The organism is Roseimaritima multifibrata (assembly GCF_007741495.1).
Taxonomy (GTDB): domain Bacteria; phylum Planctomycetota; class Planctomycetia; order Pirellulales; family Pirellulaceae; genus Roseimaritima; species Roseimaritima multifibrata.
This window is the reverse complement of sequence record NZ_CP036262.1, coordinates 710366-725865: the sequence shown is the minus strand read 5'-3', so window position 1 is coordinate 725865 and position 15500 is coordinate 710366. Positions and strand designations below refer to the sequence as shown.

Sequence of the window (15500 nt, the reverse complement as noted above, 5' to 3'; positions counted from 1 at the left end):
TTAGCGTTTGTCGCGATTCGACGAAATCACTAAACCGCGGCCTCACACCTTTGCGGGCGTATCGTTGTTCTCGGGGCGTCCTTCAATATGGAACCAGTTGTGAACAGGCTGGAGAATCGCCTGAACTTCGGACAGCAATTGCTCATCGAGTGGCAATGCGGCCCATTCCACCCACTGCTGAATTCGCTGCGGATTCGCTGAACCGGTCACGCAGGTTGCAAAGTCCGGATTCGCGATCGTGAACTGCAAGGCCAACTGAGCGATATCGACGCCCTTACCAGCACAGTGCTCAGCCGCTTTTTTCGCCAGTTCGCGAACCTGAGGCGTCGCCTTGTGCCACTCGGGAAGCGGTGCGTTCGTCAACAGGCGCGCTGCAAACGGAGCCCCATTCATCAGCCCAACTCCCTTCTCTTTGCAAAGGGGAACCAACTCGGTCGCCATGTCGTTCTGCAGGGTGTAGTGATTGTAGGTCAACAACACGTCGATATCTGCTTTCGCCAAAACCTCCTTAAAGATCTTCATGGGATAGCCGCTAACCCCAATGAAGCGAACCTTTCCTTTTTCTTTTTCCTTCCGCAGTGCGGGCAACGTTTCTTCAATCACCCGGTCGACATCGACAAATTCAATGTCGTGCAACAAAGCGATATCCAAGTAGTCCAGCTTCATCCGCTCAAGCGAGATATCGATACTTTCTTCAACGCGGCGTGGGCTGAAATCGAAATGCTTTGGCGCAAAACGCCCAAGCTTGGTTCCCAGGTAGTACTGATCGCGTGGAACGTCTGGAAGCACTTGCCCCAACAGCACTTCACTCATTCCGCGACCGTAATAGGCTGCGGTGTCGATGAAGTTCATTCCCGAATCAAGGGCAACGCGGACGGACTTAAGCGCTTCGTTCAAATCAACGCTACGGAACTCCTGCCCCAACGAAGAGGCTCCAAAAGAGAGCTTCGTGAGTTCCATACCGGTATTGCCAAGAGGTCGTTTTTCCATCGGTATCAGGCCTTAAGAAGAGAATAGAATGTTCGGTTGGCAAGCCCGCCCCCTGGCGTGCAGGTCCTCCAGCAAATCGCACAAAACGAATCCCGCACCCACCCCCTTCGCGGCAGGGCGAGAGTCCTTCCGCACGGCGATTCTCACGCACCAGACCGCTCGCATCGCCGGCGAGGACCAAAATCGTTTCCTTGAATCCGCTCCTCTATTGTGCCGGGGAAGAAGACCACAACGAATAGCTGGAGTTGACTTCTGCATGTCAATTATTAACCTTAACACATGAGCAACAGCCAGCCTCCGGCCCCCCTTCCGGCTTTTGTGTCCCAGCAGGTCACCGAAGCGCGGCGGTTCTTTCTGAACCTGAACCCAAATCGCAAGTTACCGCTGGCGATCGTCTGTGGCGGTGTCGAACGGATGCGTCCGGACTATTTCGTCGAACGGACCGATTTCCCTTATTATGCGATCGAATTGGTCGCCGAGGGGGAGGGGACGCTGACCGTCGAAAACAAGGAATACCCTTTATCGGTTGGGTCGCTCTTTTCTTACGGCCCCAGAACCTCGCACTCCATTCGCAATCAAGCGACCAACGGGATGCGAAAATACTATCTAGATTTTGTCGGAACGGGTGTCGTAGGGCTCCTTAAAGAATCAGGATTGTTAACCAGTCAGCATGCCCATCAACCGATCGCCATCCATTCGCCGCACCACCTGACCGACCTGTTTGAAATCCTGCTTCGAGAGGCCTCCAGCGAAGGGAGCCAAGCGAGCCGCATCTGCGAAACGATCACCGAACTACTCTTCTTAAAGATCAAACAATCGCGCACCCAAGAAGGGAACGATCGCCCCCGGTCGTATGCAACGTACGAGAGAATCCGTCGCCATATCGACGAGAACTTCCTCGCCCTCCATACCATCCAGCAGATCGCAGCTCAGACCGATGTAACGCCAGTTTACCTCTCGCGATTATTCAAACGGTTTGCCGACTTCGGCGCCTACCAATACCTCTTACGAAGAAAAATGAACTACGCGGCCGGCCTATTGATGAACGAAGAGATGTTGGTTAAAGAGGTCGCTCAACAAATGGAATTCGCGGACGCGTTTCAGTTTTCGCGAGCCTTTAAACGGGTCTATGGCATCTCCCCCAAAAACCTGACCGCACGCACCAAAACAGGCTAGACGAACAGCGTCCAGCGCGGAGCGAACGCCGATGCCCCCTTCCTTAAAGCACTGCACACGATGCCTGAATCCAACCTACAACACTGGGGATTAAACCCTCGCATCGATTTCCTTAATCACGGGTCGTTTGGGGCATGCCCGACGGTCGTCCTAAACGCTCAAAGAGACTGGATTGACCTTCTTGAAAAAGACCCTATCGATTTCCTGGCGCCCGAGCGCACGCTGCTGACAAAACTTCTACACGTTCGTTCTGTTTTACAAGCACTGATCAACGCCCCCGCCAAAGACATTGCCTTGATCCGCAACGCTACCGAAGGCGTCAATGCAGTGGTCCGGTCGTTTCCCTTTGAGAAGAACGACGAAGTGGTGATCACCAGTCATGGTTACAACGCATGCAACAATGCGATTCGCTTTGCAGCCGAACGTTTTGGAGCCGTCGTTAAGGTCGCAGAAATCCCGTTCCCTGTCGAATCGCCAGAGCAAGTCGTCGCGTCGATCGAATCGATGTTCAGCGAACGGACTCGGTTGCTTGTGGTCGACCATGTCACAAGTTCAACGGGACTGGTGTTCCCCGTCGACGAACTGGTTCGGCGAGCCCATCGCGACGGCATCCGAGTTCTAGTCGATGGTGCACACGCCCCTGGAATGCTCTCGGTCGATCTTCAGCAAATCAACGCAGACTACTATACGGCCAACAATCACAAATGGCTGTGCGCGCCGAAGGCATCCGGATTTCTTCACGTGAAACCTGAATTTCAAGAAGAGGTTCGGCCGGCGATCATCAGCCACGGAGCCAACGCCGATACCGAGTCCCAGTCTCGCTTCGAGAGTGAATTTGCCTGGACGGGGACCTACGACCCTTCGCCGGTCCTCAGCCTACCAACGGCGATCGATTTCATAACAAGCTTACATCCGAGAGGGCTAAGTGGACTGCAACAGACAAATCACGAACTAGTCCTCGCCGGCCGAGAACAGCTGCTGCAGAAACTGAACGTTTCCTCTCCCGCCCCCTCAGAAATGCTGGGCAGCCTGGCAACCATCCCGCTGCCAGTTGCTGCTTCCTTCTGTCCAGCCGATGCAGTCTCGTTGCAACGCAAATTGTTTTACCAGCACCAGATCGAAGTCCCGGTTTTCAAGCTATCCAGCGGACTGCCATGCTTCCGCATTTCCGCCCAGATCTACAACCAAGTGGACCAATACGAACGTCTCGCAAACGTGCTTTGCGAAATCGTTTAGTCGCGACCTACCCTAAGGTCACGGCAACAAGGTTACAGCGACGCATCGATATGTTTCTTCGGGTTTACGAACACCCAGCAGATTGCTCCGGTGAGGTAGACGGCAGCAAACAACAACAGCACCAAATTCCAGTTTGCGGTCCACTGGAAGAGCAAACCGACCAGTACGGGACAAGCGGCCGCTGCAAAGTTTCCTGTCATGTTCATAACGCCAAAGACCTGAGGAACCTTTGCGCCTCCAATATCGATCGTTGCTGCAAAGGCACAGGGACCTGCCAGTGCGGCCAAAAAGGAACCTAGCGCCAACAGAACAACGGCCAACATTGCGTTTTGAACAAACCACGCGGCTAAAATCAGGATCGCACAGGCGGCCAAAAACGTTGCTCCAACTCCGCTCCGGCTAAGCCGCAGGCTACCGGTCTTGCGCCAAATCCAATCCGTAAGCGTTCCGCCCAATAAGCTGCCACCCAGTGTTCCTGCCAGCACCAAGCCTTGCAAATACCCGGACTCGCTAACAGAAACTCCGCGAGTCTCCTGCAGAAACGTGGGAAACCAACTTGCGAAGAACATGTACCCCGACCCGCGGCAAATCTGTTGCCCACACAGCCACCACATCACCGGCGAACGAATGATCGCCAGCAGTTCGCTCCACTCACTCAGCTGGACTTGATTCTCGGGGCTCTTGGCGGTCGCTCGTTCGGGCCCGATCAACGCTCGTTCGGCATCGTTGACGCGTGGATCGTCGGCAGGCTGATCACGGAACCGCAGATAGAAACCGACGGTCCATAAAACGCTTGGAATGGCATAGCCGACAAAAACAAATCTCCACCCCAAAGGGGCGAGCAACAACCCGGTCAGCCCGCTGGCAATAATTGCCCCAAGCTGCATCCCCGCTGCCAATATCCCGCAGGCGGTCGATCGCTGCCCCAGCGGCATCCAGTGCCCAATGGAATTACACGAAGCGGGAAAGATTCCGGCCTGAGCGACCCCCATGACCAACTGAGCAACAATCAACAACCAGAACAGCGGAGCGACTCCGATCCCAAAAGTTGCCAGTGACCACATGAATGCGAACAGGCTGAGCGCAATCCGAGTTCCCAATCGTTCGGACAGCCATCCACTGGGAACCTGGAATAGCGAATAGGTCCAGAAGAAAGCCCCCATGAACCAGCCCGACTGCGTCAAACTGTAACCCAGGTCGGCGCGGATCGTACTTTCGGCGACCCCCACGGCACTCCGGCAAAGGTAGGCAAGGGCTGCCGCAACGGCCAGCCAAGCGAGTGCACGATATCGAATTTGGGTGGCCGGCGTTGCCATTTAAAGACTTGCCTGCATACGAGCATACAAGCGATCGACTTCCGCCTGCGTCTCCTCGTCTAACTCCCAAGCGACCGGTTGAACCTGCAAGGTGTTTGGGAACAGGCCTCGTCGCTTCAACAGATATTTTTCAATCGCCAAAAACCCATCCAATCCTGCCTGCAACTGCAGGGCTACTAAACCACTGATCGGCAACGACAGCGAATAGATCCGATCCTCATCACCCTCCTGCAGCGCTTTCCAGAGGGCAACGATCCCGTCTAACAAATCGGTGCCTGGCATCGTCCCGACAATGCCTCGACGGTAGCAGTCCACCAAGTGAATGCCACCGGAACCTTCAAAGATCCGTGCACTCCCCGACGTTGCATCGCGAAGCTTTGACAGATTCGGGCCCAACGGACTTGCTTCGGGCTTAAACAGAATTCGCTCCGCACCAAACTCTTTTAGCAGATCAAGGTAGACAGACAGGTCGATCGACGCGCCCACATACCCCGACGCATCCTGCACGACCAAGGGGATCGAAACACTGTTTGCGATTGCCGCGAAATAGGCACGGCTTGCCTCCGCCCCCAAGGAGGTAGCGACCGGGGGAATCGCCATCAGGGCAGTGGCCCCAATCGATTCTGCATGTTTTGCAAACCCAACCGCTTCCGCAGTACTTTCGGCGCCCACACTGATGACCACGGTCCCACGATCCCCGACCATCTGGCAGACCTGTTCGGCCAACTCCCGACGGCCTCGATAACCGATCCGCAGGATCTCGCTTACCATCGCGACGACCACTCCATCGGCTCCCGTCTGGAAAGCCCAATCGATTTCCGCACTCAACACCGGAAAATCGATTTCTCCTTCCTCGGTGAAAGGCGTCTGTAAAACAGGCAAAACGCCTTGCAAGATTTGATTACTGGCTGAGCACATCTTCGACCACTCCCGTCATCGCTTGAATAACTAGTTCCAAAGACCCACGTTCAAACGGAGTCTGCCAGACAGGGTAAATATCTTGATCGTACAACGGGGCAGGGGGCAAATACCCCAGCGATCCGTTAACCAAATTCATCACCACAACCGTCGTTCCCTGAAAACGCTTTCGCAGCTCTTGCTGCAAGCAGGAATAGGGCTCGCAACAGCAACCGACCAACACCGCATCCCCAAACTGCCAGCAGTAAATGGGCAGACTAAATACCGATCCATTGCCGACACTGCGGCGAATGTCGCGTCTTCGCCTTAAGCGTTCTTCCAACGCACGATCCGTACAGGCGACACGTTGATCCTCAAGTTCCTCAGCCGAAGGCCAATCCTTTAGCGGTAATTCAACCGACCGCTGGATGACGCGAAGTTTCGCTGAAGGGGTCCCAGGACGGTGCTTCCAAATAGCCAACGGAGCCCCTGATTCAAGAGCTTCCGCAAAGGCTAATTCGGTTCCTGGAGGTTCCATATCGGACAACGTTGCCAAAGCGGCGAACCCTAGCTGTCGTCCATGACGGTCAGCGACCTCAGGGTCCCCAACGTATTGATAACGGGGAGCCAATTCCCCACACGCACCAAGCAAAAACAATGCGGGGGCTCCGGTTACATCCTGAATTGTTTCGCGCATCGCTCCAACATAATCGGGCGAAATGGCTCGATTCTCTGCGGCTAAGGTGGTTGGATGGCAGGCGTAATTGACCAGCGTCGCCAGCGTCTTACCAGCTGGATCCGTCACGCGTCCAACCAACAGCGTATCGTCAGGTTTTCCCTCGGGATCGAATCCACACAGATACCGATCATTCCCATCTTGGGGATCACGGAGGTCACGGACATTCGCCAGTTCACACTTGCCGACGTGCCATTCAAGGTTTGCAGGCTGACTGGCGTCCAAAGCCTCACGTACAACCGTGACCGCTGAATCGAGCAACCCATCCATCCAGGCCTGCAACGGTTCGCTGCCCGGCAACGAGGGGTCGACCTCCATCAATGGCGGTCCGGCATGGGTATGAGAAAGCGCGAACAGCAACTGCGACGGCAATAGCTGCAACCTCTCCAGCAGAGATGTCTGAAAAGAGCGAAAAGTCTGCGGCGTTTTCCACCAGCCCAAGTCCGCATCCAAGAGAACCAACGGATAGCTGTCTGCCGATTCCGAGAGAACCATTGCGGTCAAATTCAAAGGACGGTGAATCGACTCCGCAACGTCGTGTTTGGCGGCGCCCCAGTTGCGTGCATAGACGCCGACCGGAGGCGTTATATCCACACGGGCGACACCGAACTGACCACGAAACGCAGCGTGGGCAAATACTTTGGGTTGAGGCATAAGGTTTGTCTTACCAGTCACCGACGGCTCCATCGCGATAAAAGACTCGCTGCGGAACCTCCTGTTGAAACGGATACTTCTTTACGGCATCTTCGTCGATCGAAATCCCCAGCCCAGGACGGGTGTTGGGGGCAACCGTACGTGTGGCGGCGTCGACGACAAACCCTTCCTGGACAATTTCTTCTCGCCAGGGAACATCGCTATGAACCGATTCACAGATAATGTAAGAGGGCTGCGAGAAACCAAATTCAATCGACGCAGCCGTACTAACGGGCCCCTGTGGATTGTGCGGTGCAAGGGCGATGCGATAGGCATCGGCAAGGGCCGCAATCCGTCGAGCTTCAGTAAATCCACCGCAGTGAGTCAAATCAAGCTGGCAAATTTCGCAACCGCGGGCCGCAAACAAATCGCGGAAGGCAGCCAAATGGGTCATCCGCTCACCCGTGGCGATCGGAGTGGTCACGGCCGCATTGATGGCCGCCAAACTTTCAATACTTTCCGGCCAACAGGGCTCTTCCAAGAAATAAAGTCCGTAAGGATCTAACACCTTGGCAAAACGCATTCCCATCGCTGGCGAAGGACGTGCGTGACAATCGACCATGATGTCGATGTCGTCGCCAACCGCGTCTCGCATCGCGGCGACGCAGCTTTCGGCAGACTTGACGGCCTGCAAACCTTCCAGAGGCATTGTGGGGGGGACCGCCATCGACTTAAAAGCCGAGAAGCCCTCACTGACCGCTTCCGACGCCAATTCGGCAAAACGTTTCGCATTATCGACAGGCGTGGAATAAAAACTGTCCAGATTCCCGCCACCAAGATGGCAATACAACCGAATCGAATCACGCACTCGCCCGCCCCACAACTGATGGCAGGGGACTCCGTGCAACTTGCCCACTATGTCCCACAGCGCCAAATCGATTCCCGCGATGGCTGTCGAACGAACAACTCCGCTGCCGTGCCAGAAATGCTGACGCCACATCATCTGCCAAAGATGCTCGACTCGCGTCGGATCCTCGCCAACGACCAGCTCGGCCAAATCTTCGATGGCACCAACCACTCCGCGAGTGTGCCACTCCAAAGTCGCTTCCCCCCAGCCAAACAATCCCGGCTGATCGGTAAGAACTTTTACGAACACCCAGTTCCGCATCCGAGCGTGACAGACAACCGTTTCGATCCCAGTAATTTTCATGCAGTTCTAACCCATCCGGGCTGTTGTTCTAATTTTAATTTCAGTCGTTGTTTTATCCTGAACGCAAATCCTCACCCCGCCGCGTGACGGGCTGTCGGTTTCGCGATTGTCGCCTTTCACTCCGCAAAAACAGCTTTATTGAACGCTCTCTCGCGGAGCGAAAGGGGACAAACTGTACGCAAGAGACATCGCACCGCGGCATCACTTCCTCGAAGCAAGATTTGACTTTGGCACCAAGATACTTGCCTTTGGCAACAAAGACAACTATACTGGAGACATGTCGATCGCAAATTACATCAAAGACGATTTAGCAGCCCGGCTTCGATCGGGCAAAGCCTTACCGATGCCGCTGACGCTCGGCTCGTTGGCCGGACACTACCAAGTCAGCTTCACTCCGGTCCGCACCGCGATCGCGGAACTGCTGGAGGAAGGGTTACTGAAAAAGGGAGCCAATCGGCGACTAGCCCCTGCGACGACTCCGCAGACGTCTGCCCAAGGCCGGAGCGAGGTCGAACTACCGACACCTCCCAGGGACTACTACCAGGAAATCGCCAACGACCTGGTCCAGCAAAGCCTGCAAGGGGATTCGATCTACCTTCGCGAAGAACTGAGTGCGGAGAAATACGACATCAGCCGATCCGCGATCCGACACATCTTCCATCGCTTGGCCGGAGAGGGGATGCTTGACCATATTCCTCGCCATGGCTGGCTACTGCGACCATTCCGGCAAGAGGACCTTCAAGACTTTATCGAAGTGCGTGAGGTTCTTGAGCGAAAGGCGCTGGACCTAGCGAAAGACAAACTGGAAACGCAAGTCCTTAAAAAGATGCTTGCAGCCAACTCGCTTGCAAAATCAAGCGGCGATCGCCCGACGGTGGACGAATCCCTGCACGGATACCTAATAACCACAGCGGGCAACCAATACATACGTGATTTTTTCGAGCGACAGGGCCGGTATTACCAACTGCTGTTTCAGTGGGAAGATCACGACGAAGCCGCAGCGACAGAAACCGTTCGGCAACACCAATCCATCTTGAATGCGTTGATAAACAAAGACTGGCGGGAAGCAAGAAAATCGCTTTCTCACCATATTTGCAACAACCACCCGATCCTCAGCCAAATACGTTCAACGACCGCAGGCCCCCGACACAAACGCGTCCCCAGCGAAGACTAAATCCTATTTTTTTACATGCCGATAGGACTTCCATCGACTAGAATGAAGTTTCCCGCCTTGTGAATTCCTGCACAGACTTCCCCACCTTTCCGGCCGCCACGGAGCATCCGCTCCTGGTGTGCAATTGTTGGCAGCGTCCCTCCATCAACCAACAAAGAAAAAGCCAGTGCTAAAGCGTACCCACCTTCCCACCGCTACCCGTGTGATCCTGCTGATCGCGGCTGCCACGTGCTCCCTCCCGAGCGGTGCAGCCGATCCCTCGGAGCTCTACCAAACCAAGATCAAACCGTTGCTAAGGGAACGCTGCTTCTCTTGCCACGGCGCACTCAAGGACGAAGCGGGCCTAAGAGTCGACACGGTTGCTCAGATGCTGGACGGCGGGATCATCACCGCGGGCGACGCGACTGACAGCACACTTATCGAACGGGTCTCGACCGCCGACGTCAGCGAGCGCATGCCTCCAGAACACGAGGGCGAACCACTCACCGCCGAACACCTGCAGTGGCTAAAGGACTGGATTCAAGCAGGGGCCAAGGCTCCTGAAAACGAACAACCCGAAGCCGACCCCGAAAGCCACTGGGCCTTTCAACCGATCACCCGCCCACCGATTCCTGAGGTTGCCAATACATCCTGGGTGCGAAATCCGATCGATAGTTTTGTAGCAGCGGGCCACGAAAAGCATGGGCTCAAACCACAACCCGAAGCTTCGCGGACGGCGCTGATTCGTCGGCTTTACATGGACCTGATTGGGCTGCCCCCAACCGCAGAGGAATTCGAACGTCATTCCCAAGACTCCGACGACGAATGGTACCAAGCGGCGACCGAACAATTGCTAAACGATCCTCGGCACGGCGAGCGATGGGGTCGGCACTGGATGGATGTATGGCGTTTTAGTGACTGGTGGGGACTAAACGCACAGCTACGAAACAGCCAACGACATATGTGGCACTGGCGCGACTGGATCGTTGAATCCCTGAATGAAGACAAACCGTACGACGAAATGGTCCGGTTGATGTTGGCAGCCGACGAACTGCAACCGAACGACATCGAATCGCTTCGCGCGTCGGGCTATTTGGCTCGCAACTTTTTTCTATTCAATCGAAACCAATGGATGGAAGAAACCGTTGAACATGTCGGCAAGGGTTTCCTGGGCTTGACCTTTAACTGTGCAAAATGCCACGACCACAAATACGACCCAATCACCCAGGTCGAATATTACAAACTGCGCGCCTTCTTCGAACCCTACCAAGTCCGTTTAGACATGGTCCCCGGAGAGACCGACTTCAGCAAGGACGGAATCCCCCGAGCCTTTGATGCGATCCAAGACGCACCGACCTACCGCCTTATTCGCGGCGAAGAGGGGAACCCTGACAAATCGACGGTCATCGCCCCCGGAATGCCAGAATTCCTAACAGGCATGGATTCAGCTGCGGAGGTTCCACCGATCCAAACGGTCGAACTTCCTCCCGAAGCGTGGCAGCCAAACCGCCGAAACTGGGTGCAGGAAAACTACCTAAAGGCCGCCGAAACCAAACAGCAACAAGCGATTGCGAAACTGGAAGCGTCGCCTGATTCAGAAAGTGCCGTGCTGGCCGCATCGTTGGCGGAGGCTCAGTATGCCTCACTGAAACTGCGAATCGCCTACCTGCAAAGCCAGTGGGACAACGCCAGCGAGGAAACCCTGAAAGAAAATCGATCGAATGCGATTCGCTCAGAACAACAGGTTCAACTACTGGAAGCAAAAATCGCCTTACTGAATGCCCAGGGTCAACTTGCCAAAGCCAGCGAAGACAAAAAAGAGGCGTTGACCAAAAAGCAGACGGAAAAAGAGAAGGCCGTTAAGCAAGCGGAAGCCGCGCTTACAGAAGAGATCAAAGCGGACGCTAAGGTCACCCCGATCCCTGGAGCTCGCTGGACCCCGACCCGATTCCAGCACACCGGGAAAGACGATCCCCCCATCGCGTTCCCAGCCACCAGCAGCGGGCGGCGAACGGCGCTTGCCAACTGGATCACCGACTCCCGCAACCCGCTAACCGCTCGAGTCGCTGCCAACCACATCTGGGCTCGCCACTTTGGCGATCCACTGGTCGCCAGCATGTTCGATTTCGGTCGCAATGGATCGGCTCCGAAAAATCCACAACTGCTTAACTGGCTGGCTAGTGAACTGATCGATAGCGGCTGGAGTATGAAGCACCTCCACCGCCTGATCGTGCAGTCTTCCACCTACCGCATGCAGTCGACCGTTGCGGGCGCCGAAGCGAACCTTGCCATCGACCCTGACAACCAGTATTGGTGGCGACGAAGTTCAATCCGGCTGGAATCGCAAGTGCTACGCGATTCGATCTTGTCGCTTGCCGGGGACCTGGACGCAACCATCGGCGGGCCTTCGATCCCCGCTGCCCAGCAAGAGAAATCGAAACGCCGAAGCCTTTACTTCTTTCATTCGAACAACCAACGCGCGTTGTTCTTAACCATGTTCGATGAAGCTTTGGTCACCGATTGCTACTTACGCGAACAGAGCATCGTGCCGCAACAGGCGTTGGCACTTAGCAACAGCGAATTTGTTTTATCAGCAGCGGAAAAAATCGCTCAAAAGTTAAGCCAACCCGAAGACAAACCGGCCGATTTCATCAACAAAGCGTTCCAGCAAGTCCTCGGGATCGACGCCGATTCAAATGAAATCGAAGCCAGCGAAGCGGCCCTCGAATCATGGCAAGCCTTGCCCGAAGGCTCGGCCGAAAAGGCTCGAGCTCGCCTTGTTTGGGTACTGATCAATCACAACGACTTTGTCACGCTGAGATAAACAGGACACCCGAGCCCAGAGAGTCGCCTTTCGCTCCACGAAAGTAGCGCAAAGACTGAATACAGCACGCTCTTCACCTTCCTTGACCTAGGAGAGTGAAGGCTACTGAACCCTCGCGATCAACTATTTGCACCCTACGGATTTCCGAAATGCTCCTTCCTCAACAACCACGCCGTCGCTTCCTCGCCGACATCGGGAAAGGCCTCTCGGCGGTCGCGCTTGCCGCTCTACTTGAACAGGATAGCCAGGGGGCTTCAACCAACTGGTCTCCCCCCACCGGGCAACCTCACTTTGCTCCCAAAGCCAAAAATGTGATTTGGTTGTTCATGAACGGCGGGGTCAGCCAAATGGAAAGCTTTGACCCCAAACCGATGCTTACCAAGTATGGCGGCAAAACGATCCAGGAAACGCCGTTTGCAGATACTCAAGACCCTAAGAAACTTGCTTTGGAACGCTTGGTTGCGCCCGACGGAAACGGCAACCAACGCAACAAACTTTACCCGCTGCAAGTCGGTTTCAAAAAACATGGCGAAAGCGGAATCGAAATCAGCGACTGGTTCCCTCATGTCGCCAGCCAAGCCGATAACCTCGCGATCGTTCGTTCGATGTGGACGACCGACAGCAACCACGGTGCGCAGACTCAGTTTCATTCCGGACGACATCGCAACGATGGCGATTTCCCAACACTTGGGGCATGGGTCCACTACGGTCTGGGATCGCTGAACGACAACTTGCCTCAATTCATATCAATCGGTAAACGCGAGTACTGGAACAAACGGGACGGGCACTACCTAGGGCCATCGCATGATGCCGTCCCACTGCGAATCGATCCGAACAATCCTTTGGATTACAGCCAACCGGAAAAAGATTTTCCGCCCGAAGCAAGGGCGATTGGCAAAGGACTGCTGGAGCAATTAAACGCTCATCGCGGGAAAGCGTTCCCGGCCGACCCAGCGATGGAGGCTCGAATCGCGTCGTATGAACTTGCCTTCCGAATGCAGAAATCGGTCCCTGAGGTCGTCGATTTTTCGCAAGAGACCGCCGAAACGAAAGCCCTTTACGGGATCGACAAACCGCACTGCAAAGATTTTGCAATGCAACTTCTTGCCGCCCGCCGCTTGGTGGAACGAGGCGTCCGATTCATCCAGATCCAGCATGGCGGCGGAGGGGCCGGAGCCTGGGATGCTCATGGTGGCCTAAAAGCAAACCACACCAAACACTCCCTGGCCGTCGATCAACCGATTGGCGGGTTGCTGGCCGACCTGCAAAGACGAGGCCTGCTGGACGAAACGCTGGTGGTATTCGCCACGGAATTCGGACGCACACCGGGCTCTCAAGGTGCTGACGGCCGCGACCATCACATCTTTGGGTTCACCGTCTGGATGGCCGGAGGCGGACTGAAACGAGGCGTTGTGCACGGAGCCACCGACGAGATCGGATTCCATGCTGTCGAAGACCGGCATTACGTGACCGATGTCCATGCCACGATCATGCATCAGCTGGGGTTGGATTCAAGAAAGCTAGAAATCCCAGGACGAAAACGGCTAGAAATTGACCACGGCACCCCGATCCACGATATCATCGCGTAATGCGAGGGCCTTGTCACAATCCAGCCTGACGTCGGAGACGATCCATGAGCACACGTCCATTTCCCCGGTCACAAAAGATATTGGCCGGTGCGAGCGTGTTGATGTTATTGCTTGCAATCGGCTGTGGTCGGAGCGAACCTGCCAAAATTGCCACGGAAGGGTCGCCGGCGGATTCAGATTTGGAGACGCAAGACTATCCTTCGGCCAACGTCTTAAACGAGCCTGGAATGGACGCAGCTGGAATGGCTGCACCCGACGAAGGCACAGGGGCAGGGCAAGGCGGCGACAAATATGACAAGATCACAGAAAACGCGTTTCAGCGAGTTACCGATCACCCGCTAAGCACCTTTTCAATCGACGTAGACACCGCCTCTTACAGCAAAGTCCGTCAATTCCTGCTCGATCACCATCGCCTTCCTCGCCCCGATTCGGTCCGCATCGAGGAATTGGTGAATTACTTCGACTATCAATACGAAGCCCCCGGCAAGAAAGCTGACGATCCTTTTGCAACCCAAGTGACACTCGCAAAGTGCCCCTGGAATCCTGAACACTACCTGGCTCGGTTTGCGATCAAGGGTCGGGAAATCAGCAACAGCAAACGCCCCGAGAGCAATCTGGTCCTCTTGGTCGACGCTTCCGGGTCGATGAACGCTCCAAACAAATTGCCACTGCTGCAACGCGGGCTTCGCCTACTGCTGGGCGAACTGGGATCGAAGGACCGCGTCGCCATCGTAGCCTACGCCGGAGCGGCAGGACTTGTCCTAGACAGCACTCCCGCCGACCAAGCGGACACAATCCTGAACGCGCTGTCGCGACTAAAAGCGGGTGGTAGCACCAACGGAGGCGAAGGCCTGGAACTTGCCTACAAAGTGGCTCGCGAACATTTTGCCGAGGAAGGAACCAATCGAGTCATCCTCTGCAGCGACGGCGATTTTAATGTCGGCCGAACTGGCACCGACCAGATGCTGGACCTTGTCGAAACCGAATCGGCCAGCGGGATTGAATTAACCGTTCTCGGATTTGGAATGGGCAATTTCAACGATTCGATGATGGAACAGATCAGTGGCCGTGGCAATGGAAACTACGCCTTCATCGATACGATCAACGAAGCGCGCAAAGTCCTCGTTCAGCAGCTATCCGGTACGCTGGTGACGATCGCCAAGGATGTCAAAATCCAAGTCGAATTCAATCCACAAGAAGTCGCCGCCTACCGCTTGATCGGCTACGAAAACCGGATGCTAAACAGCGAGGACTTTAACGACGACAAAAAGGATGCTGGCGAAATCGGTGCAGGGCATACCGTCACCGCTCTGTACGAAATCATTCCTGCCGGCGCCGATACCATTGCCGACCTTCCGGACGCTGGCCCCCTGAAATACCAACAGCCAAGTGAAGCGACGTCGGATGCAAAGTCGGGCGAACTGCTAACGTTAAAACTTCGTTACAAACTTCCCGATTCGGATGAAAGCACGCTGCAGGAAATCGCTGTCAGTAACCAAACCAGCGAATTTGCCGCCTGCGACACGGATTTCCAGTTCGCCGCGGCCGTCGCCAGTTTTGGCATGCTCCTACGCAACAGCCCGCACGCAGGGGAGTGGACGCTCTCCACCGTCCAAGAGGTCGCTGAATCGGCTCTCGGCGAAGATCCCTGGGGACTCCGCAAAGAGTTCATCGAACTGGTCCAAACCGCACAGACGCTGCAGTAGCGCTGGGACCATCGCGGAGGAGTGTGATAGCTCA

11 protein-coding genes are annotated in these 15500 nt (G+C 55.4%); 6 read left to right on the top strand and 5 right to left on the bottom strand.

Annotated features, from left to right (window positions below):
- Window positions 1-42: 42 nt before the first annotated feature.
- Window positions 43-990 (bottom strand): aldo/keto reductase, encoded by a 948-nt coding sequence (locus tag FF011L_RS02760; protein WP_145350043.1) that lies wholly within the window; start codon window positions 988-990, stop codon window positions 43-45.
- Window positions 991-1269: 279 nt separating this feature from the next.
- Between FF011L_RS02760 and FF011L_RS02755 the strand changes: the two genes are divergently transcribed.
- Together FF011L_RS02755 and FF011L_RS02750 are read left to right on the top strand one after the other, a co-directional pair.
- Window positions 1270-2166, top strand: coding sequence for an AraC family transcriptional regulator (locus FF011L_RS02755; RefSeq protein WP_145350042.1), 897 nt, complete (start codon window positions 1270-1272; stop codon window positions 2164-2166).
- A 60-nt stretch (window positions 2167-2226) separates the two neighbouring features.
- Window positions 2227-3402: an aminotransferase class V-fold PLP-dependent enzyme gene (locus FF011L_RS02750; RefSeq protein WP_145350041.1), complete on the top strand. Its 1176-nt coding sequence runs from the start codon at window positions 2227-2229 to the stop codon at window positions 3400-3402.
- 32 nt (window positions 3403-3434) lie between these two features.
- Here the strand turns inward: FF011L_RS02750 and FF011L_RS02745 are convergent, their stop codons facing one another.
- From FF011L_RS02745 to dgoD, 4 genes are read right to left on the bottom strand one after another with little or no spacing between them, the layout of a single operon-like run.
- Window positions 3435-4718 carry an MFS transporter gene (locus tag FF011L_RS02745; RefSeq protein WP_145350040.1) on the bottom strand — a complete coding sequence of 428 codons (1284 nt, stop codon included), beginning with the start codon at window positions 4716-4718 and terminating at the stop codon, window positions 3435-3437.
- Window positions 4719-5636: a dihydrodipicolinate synthase family protein gene (locus FF011L_RS02740; RefSeq protein WP_145350039.1), complete on the bottom strand. Its 918-nt coding sequence runs from the start codon at window positions 5634-5636 to the stop codon at window positions 4719-4721.
- The gene (locus tag FF011L_RS02735) at window positions 5620-7005 is read right to left on the bottom strand and encodes an alkaline ceramidase (RefSeq protein ID WP_145350038.1); all 1386 of its coding nucleotides are present in this window, start codon (window positions 7003-7005) and stop codon (window positions 5620-5622) included. Before FF011L_RS02735 ends, FF011L_RS02740 begins: the two co-directional genes overlap by 17 nt.
- 10 nt (window positions 7006-7015) lie before the next feature.
- Window positions 7016-8194 carry a galactonate dehydratase gene (dgoD, locus tag FF011L_RS02730; protein ID WP_145350037.1) on the bottom strand — a complete coding sequence of 393 codons (1179 nt, stop codon included), beginning with the start codon at window positions 8192-8194 and terminating at the stop codon, window positions 7016-7018.
- A gap of 277 nt (window positions 8195-8471) precedes the next feature.
- On the opposite strand from dgoD, the gene FF011L_RS02725 reads away from it, so the two are divergent.
- From FF011L_RS02725 to FF011L_RS02710, 4 genes are all read left to right on the top strand, one after another.
- Entirely contained in the window at window positions 8472-9368 is an 897-nt protein-coding gene (locus FF011L_RS02725; protein ID WP_145350036.1) for a GntR family transcriptional regulator, read from the top strand.
- Window positions 9369-9534: 166 nt separating this feature from the next.
- Window positions 9535-12171, top strand: a complete 2637-nt coding sequence (locus FF011L_RS02720; protein ID WP_246109686.1) for a PSD1 and planctomycete cytochrome C domain-containing protein — start codon at window positions 9535-9537, stop codon at window positions 12169-12171.
- Window positions 12172-12320: 149 nt separating this feature from the next.
- Window positions 12321-13760 (top strand): DUF1501 domain-containing protein, encoded by a 1440-nt coding sequence (locus FF011L_RS02715; RefSeq protein WP_145350035.1) that lies wholly within the window; start codon window positions 12321-12323, stop codon window positions 13758-13760.
- A gap of 44 nt (window positions 13761-13804) precedes the next feature.
- The gene (locus FF011L_RS02710) at window positions 13805-15466 is read left to right on the top strand and encodes a vWA domain-containing protein (RefSeq protein WP_145350034.1); all 1662 of its coding nucleotides are present in this window, start codon (window positions 13805-13807) and stop codon (window positions 15464-15466) included.
- Window positions 15467-15500 lie beyond the last annotated feature (34 nt).

Bases quoted from the DNA above. Each gene is read 5' to 3' on its own strand.
- FF011L_RS02760 (WP_145350043.1), bottom strand. From the start codon at position 990: ATGGAAAAACGACCTCTTGGCAATACCGGTATGGAACTCACGAAGCTC.
- FF011L_RS02755 (WP_145350042.1), top strand. From the start codon at position 1,270: ATGAGCAACAGCCAGCCTCCGGCCCCCCTTCCGGCTTTTGTGTCCCAG.
- FF011L_RS02750 (WP_145350041.1), top strand. From the start codon at position 2,227: ATGCCTGAATCCAACCTACAACACTGGGGATTAAACCCTCGCATCGAT.
- FF011L_RS02745 (WP_145350040.1), bottom strand. From the start codon at position 4,718: ATGGCAACGCCGGCCACCCAAATTCGATATCGTGCACTCGCTTGGCTG.
- FF011L_RS02740 (WP_145350039.1), bottom strand. From the start codon at position 5,636: ATGTGCTCAGCCAGTAATCAAATCTTGCAAGGCGTTTTGCCTGTTTTA.
- FF011L_RS02735 (WP_145350038.1), bottom strand. From the start codon at position 7,005: ATGCCTCAACCCAAAGTATTTGCCCACGCTGCGTTTCGTGGTCAGTTC.
- dgoD (WP_145350037.1), bottom strand. From the start codon at position 8,194: ATGAAAATTACTGGGATCGAAACGGTTGTCTGTCACGCTCGGATGCGG.
- FF011L_RS02725 (WP_145350036.1), top strand. From the start codon at position 8,472: ATGTCGATCGCAAATTACATCAAAGACGATTTAGCAGCCCGGCTTCGA.
- FF011L_RS02715 (WP_145350035.1), top strand. From the start codon at position 12,321: ATGCTCCTTCCTCAACAACCACGCCGTCGCTTCCTCGCCGACATCGGG.
- FF011L_RS02710 (WP_145350034.1), top strand. From the start codon at position 13,805: ATGAGCACACGTCCATTTCCCCGGTCACAAAAGATATTGGCCGGTGCG.